Below are 16,003 nucleotides of genomic sequence, written 5' to 3'. Positions count from 1 at the left end.
AACACCCCACCCCCCCCCCCCCCCCCCCCCCCCCCCCCCCCCCCCCTCCCCCCCCCCCCCCCCCCCCCCCCCGCCCCCACGCCAACCTGATTTCTGCTGATCAGCGGGGCTGGTGTGCTGTCCCGGGGAAGTGCTCGTGCTGGTCTGGGTGGAGATCGGTAGCACGTGATCGTCTGTCACGGGTGTCCTCTGCGGTTCCCGGGCAAGATCCTTTGCCTGTTGCGTAGGTTCCGCGGCGGGAGAGGTCTTCATCGTGGATGTGTTGACGTGGACGATCGAGCAGCGGGTGCAGCTGGCAGAACGCGCTGAGAACTGCTGTGCAAGGAGCTGGCCGAGATCGAGACGCGGGTGGCCCGGCTGGAAGCCGCCGAAGTGGCGTACGGGCAGTGGGCCGAGAGGACCGACTGCGGGCGGCGGCCGTCGGGCATTGTGTCGCCGGAGCCGGAGCCGGAGCGGGTGGCCGGGCAGGGTCGCCAGCGCCGACCGGCGGCGGCCGTCACGTTGGTGGTCGGCGCAGCGGCACGACGTTGTCGGCGGCGGATGAATCCGTCCGCTGATGACCGTCGTGGATGAGCACGGCGCTGGCGAGGGTGAGTCTGGCTACCAGCTGGCGGAGCTCTTCGATCTCGGCTTTCTGTCGGGCGACGGTCTCCTTGAGCTTGGTGACGGTTTCCCGCAGACGTCTTTCGGCCTCCGGGACCTGCCGGGTCTCGGTGCGCACTCGTTCGTAGAACTCGTTCTTCAGGTCGGTGTGCCGTTTGAGGAGGGCCATGCGGTGTACGCCTGCTTCGGCAGCGAGGGCAACTACGGTGAGGCTGCCGTTGGAGGCGGTGGCCTGTCCGGCCAGGAGACGGTCCATGGCCTGGCGAATGCGGGCGCGCTCGTCTTGGTGCTGGTCGAGTCGGGCAAACTCAACATCCTCACCGGTGTCCGGAACAGCTCGAAGACCACGACCCTCAAAGTGATCGATTACTGCCTGGGCGACCGGGGAAGCCCAGCTGATGCCCTCAAGGCCGCCGTCGCCAGTGAGCACGTCGAGGTCAGTACGGACCTCCGGGTCGATGGTCGGCCGTACAAACTGAGCCTCTTTCATCCTGTGCTGGAGGGTGAAATGGGCCGGTCAGCGGGTGTGGTGACGGGGCAGGGCCCCTCGTCGTTGGCGTGGTGATCTCACTCAACACACCGGTGACCGAAGGGGCCCTGTGGTTCCGTATCCTGCCATGCTTGATGTCCCGCACGAGCTGGTCGAGCATGTTTCCTGGCTGCTGTACGAACACCGCCGGGCTCGCAACACCCGCTGGCGCAGGCTCGGCTGCTTCAAGCAAGCGCTTCTCACGCTGGTCCATCTGCGGAAGAACGAGACGTTCTCGCAGCTCGGGGATGGTTTCGGGATATCGCAGGCCACCGCTTGGCGGTACGTCGACGAGACGCTGGACGTCCTGGCCAGCTGGGCACCCGGCCTCCATGAAGCGCTCACCGGCCTCGGTGAAGGCGACCACGTCATCGTTGACGGCACCTTGATCCCCATCGACCGGATCCGTGCCGACGAGCCGTACTACTCGATGAAACACCGCAAGCACGGGATGAACGTGCAGGTCATCGCCCGTCCCGACGGCACACCGCTGTGGTTCTCCTGCGCGACGCCCGGCCGCACCCACGACCTGACCGCAGCCCGGGCTCACGGCATTGTCCAGGCCTGCCTGACCCGGCAGATCCTCGTCCTTGCCGACCGCGCCTACCAGGGCGCCGGCGCCACGGTCCGCACCCCGTACTACCACCACCGCGAACAACCCGCGCACTACCAGCAGTTCAACCGCGACCACGCCCGGCTGAGAGCACCGGGGGAACGGGCCTTCGCACAACTGAAGTCCTGGCGGCTACTACGACAAGCCAGATGCTCCACCCGCCGCATCGGCACCATCGTCCAAGCCGTCCACACACTGCTGACCTGCAACTATCCAGGATGAAAGAGGCTCACTGACACCTACTCACCCAGCTGACCTCCGGGATGAGGCAGACCCACGGGGGGATCAGATGGCGGCGGCTGGGCGTCACATACGTACGTGAGTCGAGCGCGCCAGCACGGCTTTCTGGCCTCGCAGTGACGCGCTCATTTCGCCAGCCAACACGGTGCTTTCGGCCGGCAGCCGTTCCGCCGCCATGCGTACCTGCATCTCACCCTTCACCCACCACGAGATGAAGGTTGAATAGTGCGCCTAAATCAACGCAGGCTTGCGGGGCCTGTCATCAGCATGGCGTTGGCCGCCACTGTCTTGCTAGGGGGGCTTCCTGCGCAAGCACAGGAAGCCGACCGCCCGAAGGCTCTGGGTGCGGTCACCTTGAGCGAAGAACCCGCGAGTGTCGCTGCTTCGTGAAAACTGACCCCCTGGCAGTCTCCGAATCTTGACCCCCTCCGGACTCTTGGAGGGTGCTGAACGTGGAGGACTGGGCAGAGATACGCCGGCTGCATCGAGCGGAAGGTGTGCCCATCAAGGAGATCTCGCGGCGACTGGGGGTGGCCCGCAATACGGTGCGGGCCGCGTTGTCCTCGGAGCGACCGCCGAAGTACGAACGGACACCTCGGGGATCGGTCGTCGACCCGTTCGAGCCGCAGATCCGTGTCCTGCTGAACGAGTGGCCGCGGATGCCGGCACCGGTCATCGCCGAGCGGATCGGCTGGCCGCACTCGATGCCGCCGCTGCGGAAGCGGCTGGCGGTGATCCGGCCGGAGTACGTCGGCATCGACCCGGTCGACCGCGTGACCTACGAGCCCGGCGAGATCGCCCAGTGCGATCTGTGGTTCCCCGAGACGAAGGTGCAAGTCGCTGCCGGGCAGGAACGGGTCCTGCCGGTGCTGGTGATGTCGCTCGGGTTCTCCCGCTTCATGACCGCGACGATGATCCCGACCCGCCAGGCTGGCGACATCCTCTCGGGCATGTGGTCACTGATCAGTGGCATCGGCAGGGTCACCAAGACACTGGTCTGGGACCGTGAGTCCGCGATCGGCGGGACCGGGCGGGTGACCGCTCCCGCGGCGGCGTTCGCTGGAACGCTTGCCACCAAGATCAAGCTGGCGCCGCCCCGTGACCCGGAATACAAGGGAATCGTTGAACGCAACAACCAGTACTTGGAGACCTCGTTCCTCCCCGGCCGGCAGTTCGCCTCCCCGGCCGACTTCAACCAGCAGTTGCGCGACTGGCTGATCAGGGCCAACGCGCGGACGGTCCGCTCGGTCCAGGGCCGGCCGGTCGACCTGCTGGAGACCGACTACCTGTCGATGTTGCCGCTACCGCCGATCACCCCGCCCATCGGGCTGAACCACCGGATCCGGCTGAGCCGGGACTACTACGTCCGCGTCGACACCGTCGACTACTCGGTCGACCCGCAGGTCATCGGCCGCTTCGTCGACATCACCGCATCCCCGCAGGAGGTCAGGGTCCTCTGCGAGGGCCAGCTCGTCGCCCGACACGCCAGGTCCTGGGCCAAGCAGGCGGTGGTCACCGACCCGGTCCACGTCGCAACCGCCGCCCGACTACGTCAGGCCCTGGCGTTCGACCGCGAAAGACGTGCGGCAGCCACCCGCCAACACGCCGACGGCCACAGCGTCGCGCTGCGGGCCCTGCCGGACTACGACGCCCTGTTCGGCGTCGACTTCAACCCGCTGTCCACGAAAGCGAAGTGACCCATGACCACGGCCATCAAGCCCGAACTGTCCACCGCGGTGGCCGGGCCGAAGGACGGCATGCCGTCCATGCTCGCTTACCTGACCCGGGTGCTGAAGATGCCCACGATCGGCGCGACCTGGGAAGAGCTCGCTGAGCAGGCCCGCGACCAGAACTGGTCCCACGAGGAGTATCTGGCCGCCCTGCTGCAGCGGCAGGTTGCCGACCGCGAATCCAAGGGCACCATGATGCGGATCCGCACCGCCCACTTTCCACAGGTCAAGACACTGGAGGACTTTAACCTCGACCACCTGCCATCGCTGCGGCGCGACGTCCTTGCCCACCTTGCGACCGGCACGTTCGTCGCGAAGGCCGAGAACGTGATCCTGCTGGGGCCGCCCGGCATCGGGAAGACCCACCTGGCCATCGGCCTCGGGGCCAAGGCCACCCAGGCCGGCTACTCGGTCCTGTTCGACACCGCCAGCAACTGGATCGCCCGCCTCGCGACAGCCCACCAGGTCGGCCGCCTGGAGGCCGAGCTGAAGAAGATCCGCCGCTACAAGTTGATCATTATCGACGAGGTGGGCTACATCCCGTTCGACCAGGACGCGGCGAACCTATTCTTCCAGCTCATCGCGTCGCGCTACGAGCAGGGCTCTGTGATGGTCACCTCGAATCTCCCCTTCGGGCGGTGGGGAGAGACCTTCTCGGATGACGTCGTGGCCGCCGCGATGGTCGACCGCCTGGTTCACCATGCCGAGGTCCTCACCCTGACCGGCGACTCCTACCGCACCCGCCAGCGACGCGAACTGCTGAACAAAGAAAACGGCGCCGGACGCCGGTAATTCACAGCGCCCACCAGCAATACAACCGCTGACCGGAGGCCCGAGCGCGCTGAGCCAGTCCTGCCAGCCCCTTCAGAACATCCGCCGCGGCCTCGACGCCGATCCGAATCTGCCGGAGTTCGTCGGTCTTCGACCACGGCTCAGCAAAGCGAAGGAGGTCGTCCTCCGTCGCCGTGGCGAGGGCATCGAACAGGGTGTCCGACAAACTGACCACAAAGGGTGGGCCGTCCTCCGGCGATGACAGCAGCTGCCCGGACCGTGGGCGTTCGCTGGCCTCCTCATAGCTGCAGCCCGTCATGATGGCTTCGAGCTGGGCAATCGCGACAACCGGGTCGATGTTCTTGAGGAGGACCACGTCGAGCTCCGCTCGACCCGGTCCTCCCGGAGACTGCAGGACCGCGACGGCAGCCTGGTCGTCAGCGGCGGAGAAGTAGTCGCACAACGTCATGCTGCCGATTCTGGCATCCACGGCTGACAGCCTGCCGAGGTGATGAGGGCACCCGTCGACCAACAACAAGGGGGGCAGTTTTCAGAGACTCGCCGGGGGTCAGATTTCAGAGAGCGTTGACACGCACTCGTTGCAGATGCGGCCCTCGCCGCGGTTCTTGAAGCCGAACACGGCGTACTGGTGCCCCGCCCGGCACTGCGTGTCGCCCCTGCGGTAAGGCTCGTAGGGCACCGACCTCGGGTCGATCCCGCGTGAACGCAGCTTCGAGTCACGCGTGCAGCGCCGACAGCTCCGGGCGCCTGTCCTCGGGTTCACGTAGGGAATGTTGTTGTCATCGAACGCGTGCCCGTTCGCGCACATCTCGGCGAGAGCGGCGTCGCTATCCGCTCGGTCATCGCTACCGCTCACGAAGGACCCGCTTGCCAGGTGCCGCCACAAAGTGGCGTGCTCGTGGTGGATGCACAGCAGCCTGTTCTCACAGTTGCGCGTGACCGTCTGTCCCACCGCGAGTGGCTTGTCGGAGTGGTGCTCGAACACCCATCGTTGAACGTAGACGAGCGGGTTCTCCCCCGCCGCGTAGCGGTCGCCGTCGTAGTACAGCGGCCGGCCGTCTTTGTCCGTCATCCCCAGCCACACCAAGCACCCCGACTCCGTGCTCATTTCAACGAGCCGGTCCCCCGGTTTGAAGCCGCGGGGCAGGGCAGAGTTATGGCGGCTACAGTCGGCCGAGGCTGGGGGGGAATGCTGTGAAGTCAACCCGCATGTCGCCTGACGTGAACGTCGGCGGCTGGACGACCGAGTAGAGGACACCGCCTGTGGGCGAGCCGTCCGGGTTCGTGTCCTGGAGCGGCGGCGGCCAGCTGGGCATGGTCGCGGTAGCCGTGAGCGGCTTCTCCGCGTGGAACGTAAACGGGCCAGTCAGGTCTCCAGACCTGTCGAACGTGATCTTGGAGCTCTCGTGCCAGGTCTCAGCGACCCCGCCGGGCGACAGCCGCACGATGCTCAACGGCGAAACGTCAACGTCCGGGAGCGTCATGGTGATCTTGCCGAACAGCGGGTGAACTGCCTCGATCGTGAAGCTGAGCGTTTGCAACCGTACGAAGTCAGGGCCTCCCTCCAACACCTTGACCACGCGGCCGCCGAGGAAGCTGAGCGACTGCTCACCGGGCTGAAGCCCGCTCGTCATGACGGCGCCGAAGACGTTGACCGACAAGCTGACCTCCTGCCCGACATTGGGGAGGGGGTCGGCCGCCCGCGAGGGGCCCGCAACGGCGGGTACCAGGACGCCGCCTGCGGCGGTAGCGAGCGCGCCCTTCAGGAACCGGCGGCGCGCGACGCCAGATTGATCACTCGATGCATGCATGACCGCATCCTCGTGACTCCGTGCACTGTCGGGCGGGCAGATTGCTTCCCACCACCCATACGGACGATCAGGAGCCCCAGCACCCCGCCACCTTTGTGACGGACCCCCCGTTCCCATGGGACCTCGCAGGGACATGACTCCCGTCTGGGATTGCCGTTACGGAAACGCTTTGCCGGCCCTGTTCCGGGGCGCCGACTGGGGCAGGTCCGGGGGCGTCTGCTTTCGGCTCCGGACGGGTCCTGCGGGCTTGTGAGTGCGTCGTTGCGTCGAGGGGCTGGTGACACGGTCATCGGTCGCGTCGCTCGCAGCTTCGCTCCATAAGAACGCAAAGGCCCCGAATCGGTTCAGTCATCGACATCTGTCACCAGTGAAAGGGCCGCCAGGCAGGCCGGCCCTTTCGATGTCCTCACTTCCTGCCCGGGACCCTGCTCGCAGCCGGGTGTCAGTCGTTGCGGTCGGTGGCTGCCGCGGGAGCTTCCGCGTCCACGGGGGTGGGGGCGGAGGGGCGGTCCGAGCGGCAGCGCGTTTTCTCAGCCGCTGTCATGGGGCCGGTGCGCTGGTAGATGCGGTCGGGTACCAGAGGTGAGGGGCCGTCGGCGACGACATGCAGGCGGATCTGCTTGTCGGGGTCGACGGCGTCGCTGATGAACCAGCCGTCGGTGCGTTGGCGGCCTGGCTGGGCTTCGATCCAGCTGGCTTCACCGGCCTCGATGGTCTCGTGAACCTTCCTGTCCGAGGTGGTCGTCCAGCGCCACGGCTCGGGAGAGCTCGCGGCGACGCCGGCCTCGAACTGCTGATTCACATTGTCCGTGAGGTTGCTCAGGCGGTCGATGGCCGCCTGCTGGCTCAGGCTGTCGTAGGAGCGCCCGGTGAACCGCACCGGCCGATCATGGCTGACGGTGTTGCGGGTGCAGTTGAAGTAGGTCTCGCCGATGATGCGCGCCTTGTCATAGTAGGTGTAGGAGTACGCCGTGTCGACGGTGTAGGTGCAGTTGGTGCGGGTGCTGGCACAGTGGTCTGCCGCTGTGCGCACGGTGATGCGCTCGTTGCCCTCAAAGGCTTCGGGGGCGGGCAGCCGGTTCTTGGCGACCTTCATGTCCACCGGGGGTGGTACGTGGGTGGCGCGGACCTTGGCGATGAGCGGGCCGCAGTCCCAGGTGCCGGTGGTCTGCGCGGAGGCGAAGGTGAGCAGCGGCTCGTTCTCGTTCGCGGTGAAGGTGTAGGTGCGGCCGCGGTGCCAGGCGGTGCTGCCCGGATCGGTGGTGAACCTCTGCTGCGGGCCGCCGGAGCCCTGGAGGGTGTAGGGCTGTCCGCCTGCGAGCTGGGCGTCGGTGCATGCGCGGCTGCGGCCGCCGGCGTTGTCGTCGAAGGTGACGGTGACCTGGGCGCCGGTGCGTACGCCGCGCAGGCGCTGGCTGATGCTCTGGTCGGTGGCGCGCTTATTGCGCAGCAGCAGGGCCGGCAGGTTATCGGGGTGGGCGGCGTCCGAGGGCAGCAGCCGGTAGGGGTACTGGACGCTCCAGCCTGCCAGTTTGTCCCCGCTTCCGCTGGAGGTGAAGGACGGCCCGGTGAAGTCCCCGTTGATGACAGCGACGTTGCTGGGGGCAGGTTCCGCCGCGACGGCACTCGGCACAACAGTGACCGTGGCGGCCAGGACGGTGGCGGTCAGGGCGGCAAGAGCCGTAGCGGTGAGGGCAGGGCGGTGCCGTGCGGGCGCCCGCCCCGCTCGGTGCTGTGGCGCTGGGGGGCGGGTCACTGCTGTGCCTTTCGTGCGAGATCGGCCGGCATCGGCGTCAGGCCGTCCGCCGTGTCCGGTGCGGACTGGCCATCGCCCGCACCCGCATCCGCGGGGGAGCGTTGTGCCTGAGAAGCCGGCAGGGAGCGGTCCGTGGCCTCGGACGGCAGGGAGCGGTCGCCGCCGGCCGCGGTGCTGCCCGCGGGGCGCAGCCGGTCGCACGTGTCGCCGGGTGCGGTGTTGGTGCGGGCGATGAACGAGCTGCTGTTGACGGTGGAAGGGCCGTCGACGATGACGTTGCTCACGCGCTGGCCGCGGTTGGTCTTCAGCGTTCCGGAGATCCGCTCCATGGCCGCGCTGGCGCCGAACACCAGGATGTCTCCGCGTTTGACGGTCATCTGGTACTTCGTGGTCTCGATGTGCTTGGTGGTCCATGTCTTGGCGTAGTGCGCCTTGAACGCGGCGGAGAAGGTGGCCTGCAGGCCCATCTGGGCGCCCACCTTGCCGCCGGCGTTGGCGCCGGCCTTGGCGCCGACCTCGGCGTAGGGCCCTTCCTTCAGGTTGGGTGTCTTGGCGTTGGCATGGCCCTCGCCGTTGACCCCCGCCGAGACCTCTCCGGAGACGTTGATGTGGCCCTGGACGGCGACGGAACCGGTGATCTCACCGCCGAGGTTGTCCTGGCTGCCGGTCTCCATCTGGATCGTGCGGTCCACGGTGATGTCGTTCTTGGTGCAGTTGATGACCGCGTTGCCCAGCGACCTCACGGTGCTGAAGAACTGCTGCGGTGCTGCCGCACGGTCCATCTGAAAGCTGCAGCCCGAAGGGGTGCTGGCGCAGTACTTCACGACCGGCTCAGTCGAGGCCATCGGCTTGTTGTTCTTGTCGAACGCCTGCGCCACGGGGATGGCCGGGCGAGCCTGGTCGGCGGTGGCGTGCTCGGCGGCTACGGCCCCGGACGCGGGCACCAGCGCTGCCAGCACCAGCGCGGTGACGGGCAGTCGGCCAGCACGCCGAATGCGGCCTCGGGAGGTGTGCGGGTTGTTCACTTCGCCATCAGCTCGCAGATGTCGGTGAGGGATTCGTCCTGGGCGGCGGAGGGCGGAAGGGTGGCGGCGAAGCCGTCGCAGGCGCGGTCCACCGCGGCATCGGCGTTGTTCTGCGGCTCGGGGCGGAAGTTCTCCAGCTTCTGCTGGGCGTCGTCGATGCCGTCTTGCTGCTCCTTGCCCGCGCCGACGAGGTTGTTCATGCACTCCTTGGACTGTGGCGGGCAGGAATCGACCTGGGTCTGTGCCTTGGCAATGTCCTTCTTGGCAGCCTTGGAGTCCTTGGCCACCTGCTCCCGCCCCGAGTCGGCCTCCTTCTCCCCCTTCTCACGCTTGGCCTCCTGCTCCCTTTCCTTCTGCTCCTCCTGGCACTTCTTGTCGTCCTGGGCGCACTCAGCGGGCGGCGGCGGGGCGATGGCCCCGGCCGTGGGGGCCGCGTAGAGGGCTCCGGCACACACGGCGGCCGCGAGGGCCAGGACCTGACGGGTCCATGCGGTACGAACAGTCACGGTGAGTTCCTTTTCGAGGAGGGCGAGGGTCAGTACGCGAAGGTGTTGTTCGCGTTGCGGCCAGCGGTGAGGTGGTTCACGCCACTGCCGGCGGGAAGCGCGGTGACCGGCTTGTTGGCAATGGATACCGTGCCGTCGCCCAACTGGCCGGCGGAGTTGTATCCCCAGGCGACGACGGACTGGTCCTCACGCAGGGCCACTGTGTGAAATTGCCCTGCGGCGATGTCCCGGACATGGGTGAGCCCGTCGATGAGAACGGGAGTGGTGCGGTTGACCTGCGTGCCGTCGCCCAGTTGGGATTCGGTGTTGCGGCCCCAACCCTTGACGCTGCCGTCGGACAGAAGCGCAAAGTCGGAGTAGGCGCCGCTGAAGAGCTTCTCAACACCCTCCAGGTGCTTCGCATCGACCGGTGCGCTGCTGTCCACGGTGATGCTGCTGTCATTGCCGAGCTGACCGACGCTGTTGTCGCCCCACGTCTTGACGGTGTGGCCGGCGGTAAGCACAGCGGCATGAAAGGCCCCCGGTGCGAGCGCGACCACCCCGTCCAGGCCGGGCACCTGCTGCGGGGTATTGCGGTTCACTGTGCCGCCGATGCCCAGCTGGCCGTTGTCGTTGCTGCCCCAGGCCCATACCGTGCCGTCCTGCCGCAGCGCCATGCTGAAGTTGCACCCGGCCGCGATGGCTTTCACCTTGTCCAGGCCCTGCACGGCGACGGGCTTGCCGGAGCCGGTGTCCTTGGTGCTGGTGGTGCCGTCGCCCAGCTGGCCGCTGTCGTTACGGCCCCAAGCCCACACCCGCCCGTCCTTCAGCGCCAGCGCGTGATTGCAGCCGACAGCGAGGGACTTGACTACGTTCAGGCCCGTGACCGTGGCGGGGAAGGAGCGGGCCTTGACGGTGCCGTCGCCGAGCTGTCCGTAGGTGTTGTCGCCCCAGGACTTGAGCGTGCCGTTCTTCAGCAGCGCCACCGCGAACGGCCCCGTGGTCCCGTTTCCGCCGGCCTCCAGTTGCTTCACGTCCTGGCGCGCCAGCCCCTGGACGGGGCCTGGGGTGTGGAGTTCGACGGTCGAGCCGTTGCCCAGCTCACCGGAGGCATTCTGCCCCCAGCTGTACACCCAGGGGTCGGGCGAGCCGGTGTCGGCTGCTGCGGGCACGGCAGCGGCCGCGAGTGTCGCGAGGAGTACGGCAGCAGCGGCCGCCGTGGCGCCGGTGCCGCGCAGTCCACGCCGGGCACGAAGAGTCTTGTGGTTCGTCTTCATTCTGGTGTGCCTTTCGTGAGCGCTCAGTAGGCGTAGCTGGAGTTGCCCGCCAGTGACGCGGCGACGTGGTGGAAGTCGCCGCGCACCGCTGTCACCGGTGTGAAGCGGTCGACGTTCGTGCCGTTGCCGAGCTGGCCTTCACCGTTGGCGCCCCAGGCGACGACCCTGTTGGCGAGGACGGCGAGGTTGTGGTTGCGGCCGGCGGCCAGATCGCTGGCTCCCGCGAGCGCATCGATCGCTGCGGGTGTGTTGCGGTTGGTGCGGGTGGCGTCGGGCTCGCTGGTCGCGTCGGATTCCAGGAACTGCCCGTAGCGGTTGCTTCCCCAGCCGTAGACCGTCTTGTCGTTACGGATCGCGAAGGTGTGATCCGCGCCGGCGGTGATGCGGTTGATGTCCCGCAAGCCTCTGGTCTTCACCGGTTCGGTGCTGCTGGCCTTGGAGGTGCCGTCGCCCAGCTGGCCCTGAAGGTTCTCGCCCCAAGTCCATACGGTGCCGCCTTCCGTGCGGGCCACACCGTGGTGGCAGCCCGCCGCAACCTCAGCGATGTCGCTCAGACCCTTGACCTCCTGGGGCACGTCCTGGGAGGAGCGGTCACCGGTGCCGAGCTGCCCGCGCTCACCGCTGCCCCACGACCACACGGTGCCGTCCTCCATCAGCGCCAGGCTGAAATCGCAGCCCGCGGCCACCTGTCGGGCCTGGGAGATGTTCGGCACCCGCACCGGGACGGTGCTGTCGTCACCGGAGCGGTTGTTGCCCAGCTGGCCGTCCCCGTTCTCACCCCAGGACCACACCCGGCCCTTGCTGACCGCCAGCGCGTGTGCGCCGCCCGCCGCCACGTCATCGACGTCCTGCAGAGTGGCCACCACATCGGGTGTGGCCCGGTCGTGCCGGGAGCCGTTGCCCAACTGCCCGGCGGAGTCGTGGCCCCAGGCGCGTACCGTCTTGTCCTCCAGCCGGGCCACCGCGAACGAGGTGTCGCTTCCCATACCGCCCGCGGAGATCTCCTCCACCTCGGCCCGGTTCAGCCCGGTCACCGGCCCCGGTGACCAGCGGTCCCCGCTGCCCGCGTCGCCCAACTGGCCCGCGTCCCCCGCCCCCCACGTCATGATCTCGGGCCCCGAAGCGGCCTGTACCGCTCCCGCGGCCGCCGGCCCTGCCAGCACGGCCAACCCCGCGACGGCCGCCAGCGCCACCCACCGCGCCCTGTGCCGTTTACCTGCCCCTGTACGCAATGCACTCGCCCTCTCACTGGAAAACGGCATGCCGGACAACGCCATCTCGGCAGCACACAACGCGGCTTGAGCCGCATATGCGCTCGGCACAGGCAGGAGTCTTGGACCGTTTCACCCACAACATGCGCACTACGGCGAAATGACCACCCCGGGCGGTGGATCACTCACTCCTGTGAGTTACTCGCTGTATCCATCAAGCTACTTCTAGTGATACAGCGAGGTCAGTCCGGCCCCACCGGATCGTTCACTGGCCCATCCCGCGACCCCAACGTGGGCGCGGCGGGTACTCCACGACGCCGGAAAACAGATGCCCGCAAGGACTGGCCCACTGGGCGCGCAAACCCCAGCCCACGTCACCCCCCGGCCCACGTGCGGGCCGCGCACGAGCCGGAGGCCAAGCCGACTCCCACCGCCATGACCTCCACGCGGTGGCGCCAGCGAACGGGCCGGATCATTCCTCGAGCATCTCGAGGGCCTGGTCGCGGGCGGCGTCCACGGCCTGGTGCTCGATGTCGGTGATGATGCCGAGCCGCCGCACGTGCGCGTACGCGTCTTCGTCCTTCCCCTGCCAGCTGGTCAGGTCAGGGTCGACGACCAGGCCCACGGTGAGGTTTGAAGGTGTCGAACCCGTCGCCGACCTTCGTCGTGGCCGGGCCGTTCGGCTCGCGGTGCCCAGCCCAGCGCCGACCAGGTGGTCTGGGCAACCCCCCGCTGGAGGGAGGCTTGCCCAGGGGTCCCCTTCGGCTTGCCCGGTCAGGTCCGTCGGCGGAAGAGGCCGCGGCGGGACCGGCCCGGCTCCTGGTCGTAGTCGTGCTCCGCCTCCGAGGGTGTGGCGGCCTGGAGGCGGGCGGCTTCGACTGCGGCCTTCTCGCGGGCGATGTCGTCGGCGCGGCACGACCCGCACATGGACAGGTCGCCAGCTTTCGGCACCTGACTGTGCATGGTGGTCTCCTCCCACCGCTGGTCGGTGAACTTCTGTCCGCACCGCTTGCACACCGGCCGCCATGCCTCCCGCTCAGCGGCCTTGCGCCGCTCTTCTTCCGCTTCGGCGCGGGCGGCCTGGTCGCGGTAGAGAGCGTCGCCGTCGGGGTTGTCGAGTGCGTCGGTCAGTGTCTGTTCGTCCGTCCGTCCCAGCCGCCGCCACACCGCCGCGTCCGCGCCGTGCTCCGTCAGCTGCTCCAGGGTGGTGACGACGACCGGCACGGCCTGGCCGTAGTCCCGCGCGGTGATCCCCCGGTGGTAGGTCTGGTACCGGCGCGGCGCCCAGTAGCGGCGGCCGGCCTCCTCCAGCACGGCGACCGTGTTGTCGACCTTGGCCTCGGTGCTGTCCGCGAACACGAACGCCACCAGGCCCTCCCGGCCGGTCGGCGGGTAAAACCGGCGCCACAGCCGCTTCTCGTGGTCGACGTGGTCGATCGCGCCCGGCCGCGAGCGAACCAGGCTCACGGTGTGCTTGTCCGCGTCCCGTGGCAGCAGCCGGCCCCACTCCCAGTACCGGCGCAGCTTGGTAACCAGGTCGTGCGCGTCTTCGGTGCGGCGGTCGATCTCCAGCAGCATTACCGGCACCCCGGCCGTCGGGGCCCGCACCACCAGGTCCGCCCACTGCACGTAGCCGCCTGCGAGCCGGTGGCCGATCTCGGTCTGGAAGCCGAACCGGTGCCCGATCCCGGCACGGTGGAGTTCGGCGGCCGTCGAGGTGACCGCCGCGGCATGGTCGTCGTAGCTGGCGCCGAGCAGCTCCCCGGTAACCGGGTCGTACTTCTCCTCGCGAAGCGCCGAGACCCGTATGCCCTTCGGCTCCAGCAGCTTCTTCGCCTCGCCATGTCCTCGCCGGGTCAGCACCCACACCTGCCGCTGGTCCTCCCGTACCAACTCGATCCTCACCAGGTGGTGCTCCTCCAGATCCAGGAGGTTGTCCCGCACGAGCTTGTCGTGCTGGTTGTCCGGACGGGTCAGCTTCCACAACTGATCGGGCGTAGCCCTCTGGAAGATCCCCAGCGCTTGCAGCAGTTCCCGGCGCCTGGGCTCGGTCGAAGTCCTCCTGTGCTTAGGACTCCTTTGCACAGGAGGGTTGTTCGGACCTGCGGCGACCCCCTTTCCGCCGGGTCTGACCTGCGGAAACGCCCGGCCCTTGGCGTCGGGGGCGGAGGGGGTGATGGAGGGGGCCACGGAGGGGGTCTTCTCGCCCCGGACAGGGGTCTGCTCGGGCTCGTCTACGGTGCTCGCCACAGGATGCTCCTGGAGGTGGGGCGGGCTAATCCCGCCATTCACCTTCTACAGGTGTGGTCTTCGGCTCTCGTGTGACGCCGACCTCGGAAAACCCCTCCGCCGTGACCGCATCGTGATCAATCCGGAGGGGGAGAGTTCTCCCCCTCCGGCGTTCGGACTCTGTCCACAGGCCGCGGTTCGAGGGTGGCTTCGAGGTCGCCGCGATCAGCGGGGCGGCCCGTACGTGAGGAGCTGTCATGCCCGAGAACACCATCACCGCGCCGCTCGCCCCGATGGAGCCGGAGGACGTCGCCACCGCCTTCGCCTACATCCGGGCGATGCAGGCCGGGGACATCGACACCGCCTGCGCGGTCATCGACGGCATGGGCCCGGAGGTGCTCCGGATGCTCTTGGACGTCGCCGCGCGCATCTTCATCCCGATCACCGCAGTGGACGACCACGACGCGGAGCCCTGCGCACATTCCTTCCTGGCGGCAGCGCTCGGACGGCTTCTGCTGGAACTCCTCTGCGACGGCGAGTGCCTGGCCGGTGCGCCGGGCATCGCCCAGACCATCATCCGCTTCACCGACAACATCCTCACCGAGGAGCACGGCGACGTCGCCGGCGTACTCCGCCAGCTGGAGGCCGCAGGGATGAAGCAGGCGATGGAAGCGCACCCGGTGCGCCGGCCCACCGCGTAAAGCGCATCCGGGACCACGGTGGTGCGGCGCGCATCGGGACCGCACCACTGCCATCCGCACGGCCGCCGGGCCCCACCGCACCGCGCCATCGTGGTGCGCTCCGTCGACATCGCCCCACCGCACCGAGGCGCGCTCCATAGCCGGGCGGGCTCCTCTATCACACACCCCCTTGACCGCGACCTGTTCGCCAGCCGAAACCGCTTGTGTCAAGGGGGAACGTCCTCGGTAGCAGACCTGGACAAGGGGGTGTAGCGGAGCTGGACAAGGGGTCGCACGCCTCTGGCCGCACCTGATCGAGGGGCAGTTGGCTTTGTTCACGAGAATGGGTTCTGGCTCAACTTCTGTGGACCCGTTGCAGAGCGTTACTGGTGGCGCCCCAGTGGCGTCCGCGTGTGGGTGATCGTGCAGGCTGGTTACATGGCCAGTCGCGTAGAGAAGTACCTCGCCCATCTTGATCGGCTCTCCGGGGGGCGTGATCCGCGGTTCTTCCCTGTCGAGTCGACCAAACAGGGGCTCCGCGGTGTGACGGAGATCGTGTACGAAGACCTACCGGACGGGCTGCTCACGACGCTCACCTACGGCTTGTCGCTGGCAGAACATCCGGACTGGAGGCATGGTTCGCCGGAACTCTGTCTGAGCGTGAACTCCACCGACGTGATTTGGGCCCACGCGGTGGGCTTCCTCGCCGAGCAGCTCCGCGGCACCTGTCCCTTCAGTTATGGCAGCACCATCGATTTCGGCGAGCGAATCGTGCCAGAGTCGGAGATGACGGCATTCTGCGTGTTCGCGCCAATGGTCCTCGACAGAGACGACTACCTGGGCATCGACGTCAGCGTTCCGGGACACGAGGGTCACGACGTGATCAACATCCAGGGGATGTACCCCATTCACGAGGTGGAGCGGCACTTCATCAACGAGAACGGGCTTGAAACCTTCTGGAAGAGCGATTGGGAGCCCGCTGACGTGCTGCGTCGCCCCGCAATCTGATATTGGAGGGAGCC

15 protein-coding genes and 1 pseudogene are annotated in these 16,003 nt (G+C 67.9%); 5 read left to right on the top strand and 11 right to left on the bottom strand.

Translation table 11 applies throughout. The annotated features are described in order from the left end of the window. Window positions 1-496 precede the first annotated feature (496 nt). Window positions 497-859, bottom strand: a complete 363-nt coding sequence (locus tag AC07FK_RS32920; RefSeq protein WP_479108599.1) for a hypothetical protein — start codon at window positions 857-859, stop codon at window positions 497-499. A 302-nt stretch (window positions 860-1,161) separates the two neighbouring features. On the opposite strand from AC07FK_RS32920, the pseudogene AC07FK_RS32915 reads away from it, so the two are divergent. The 3 genes and pseudogenes from AC07FK_RS32915 (at window position 1,162) to istB (ending at window position 4,507) form a co-directional block, all read left to right on the top strand. Next, window positions 1,162-1,967, top strand: a pseudogene (locus AC07FK_RS32915) (IS5 family transposase). Between the two features lie 461 nt (window positions 1,968-2,428). Further along, on the top strand, window positions 2,429-3,682 hold the full coding sequence (gene istA / locus AC07FK_RS32910; protein ID WP_479108579.1) for an IS21 family transposase: 1,254 nt from the start codon (window positions 2,429-2,431) through the stop codon (window positions 3,680-3,682). A gap of 3 nt (window positions 3,683-3,685) precedes the next feature. Further along, window positions 3,686-4,507, top strand: a complete 822-nt coding sequence (istB, locus tag AC07FK_RS32905; RefSeq protein WP_479108578.1) for an IS21-like element helper ATPase IstB — start codon at window positions 3,686-3,688, stop codon at window positions 4,505-4,507. Window position 4,508: 1 nt separating this feature from the next. On the opposite strand, the gene AC07FK_RS32900 is transcribed toward istB, so the two are convergent. The 10 genes from AC07FK_RS32900 to AC07FK_RS32855 all read right to left on the bottom strand — a co-directional run bounded on the left by AC07FK_RS32900 (window position 4,509) and on the right by AC07FK_RS32855 (window position 14,058). Continuing rightward, window positions 4,509-4,976, bottom strand: coding sequence for a hypothetical protein (locus AC07FK_RS32900; protein ID WP_479108577.1), 468 nt, complete (start codon window positions 4,974-4,976; stop codon window positions 4,509-4,511). Between the two features lie 78 nt (window positions 4,977-5,054). Continuing rightward, window positions 5,055-5,579, bottom strand: a complete 525-nt coding sequence (locus AC07FK_RS32895) for a hypothetical protein (protein WP_479108576.1) — start codon at window positions 5,577-5,579, stop codon at window positions 5,055-5,057. 91 nt (window positions 5,580-5,670) lie between these two features. Next, on the bottom strand, window positions 5,671-6,318 hold the full coding sequence (locus tag AC07FK_RS32890; RefSeq protein ID WP_479108575.1) for a hypothetical protein: 648 nt from the start codon (window positions 6,316-6,318) through the stop codon (window positions 5,671-5,673). Window positions 6,319-6,760: 442 nt separating this feature from the next. Beyond that, entirely contained in the window at window positions 6,761-7,951 is a 1,191-nt protein-coding gene (locus tag AC07FK_RS32885) for a hypothetical protein (RefSeq protein ID WP_479108574.1), read from the bottom strand. 119 nt (window positions 7,952-8,070) lie between these two features. Beyond that, complete coding sequence (locus AC07FK_RS32880) at window positions 8,071-9,099, bottom strand: hypothetical protein (protein WP_479108573.1); 1,029 nt, start codon at window positions 9,097-9,099, stop codon at window positions 8,071-8,073. Then, complete coding sequence (locus AC07FK_RS32875) at window positions 9,096-9,605, bottom strand: hypothetical protein (protein ID WP_479108572.1); 510 nt, start codon at window positions 9,603-9,605, stop codon at window positions 9,096-9,098. Before AC07FK_RS32875 ends, AC07FK_RS32880 begins: the two co-directional genes overlap by 4 nt. Window positions 9,606-9,634: 29 nt before the next feature. Continuing rightward, window positions 9,635-10,861 (bottom strand): RCC1 domain-containing protein, encoded by a 1,227-nt coding sequence (locus tag AC07FK_RS32870; protein ID WP_479108571.1) that lies wholly within the window; start codon window positions 10,859-10,861, stop codon window positions 9,635-9,637. A gap of 23 nt (window positions 10,862-10,884) precedes the next feature. Beyond that, window positions 10,885-12,054, bottom strand: coding sequence for an RCC1 domain-containing protein (locus AC07FK_RS32865; RefSeq protein WP_479108570.1), 1,170 nt, complete (start codon window positions 12,052-12,054; stop codon window positions 10,885-10,887). A gap of 490 nt (window positions 12,055-12,544) precedes the next feature. Then, entirely contained in the window at window positions 12,545-12,697 is a 153-nt protein-coding gene (locus AC07FK_RS32860; RefSeq protein ID WP_479108569.1) for a hypothetical protein, read from the bottom strand. A 149-nt stretch (window positions 12,698-12,846) separates the two neighbouring features. Beyond that, a complete protein-coding gene (locus AC07FK_RS32855) occupies window positions 12,847-14,058 on the bottom strand; it encodes a replication-relaxation family protein (RefSeq protein ID WP_479108568.1) in 1,212 nt (403 codons plus the stop codon). A 500-nt stretch (window positions 14,059-14,558) separates the two neighbouring features. On the opposite strand from AC07FK_RS32855, the gene AC07FK_RS32850 reads away from it, so the two are divergent. Next, a complete protein-coding gene (locus AC07FK_RS32850; protein ID WP_479108567.1) occupies window positions 14,559-15,002 on the top strand; it encodes a hypothetical protein in 444 nt (147 codons plus the stop codon). Between the two features lie 417 nt (window positions 15,003-15,419). Next, the gene (locus AC07FK_RS32845) at window positions 15,420-15,989 is read left to right on the top strand and encodes a suppressor of fused domain protein (RefSeq protein WP_479108566.1); all 570 of its coding nucleotides are present in this window, start codon (window positions 15,420-15,422) and stop codon (window positions 15,987-15,989) included. Window positions 15,990-16,003 lie beyond the last annotated feature (14 nt).

This window comes from Streptomyces sp. NPDC046122, assembly GCF_056429965.1.
The sequence above is the reverse complement of the archived record's forward strand: the minus strand, read 5'-3'. Positions and strand labels throughout refer to the sequence as shown.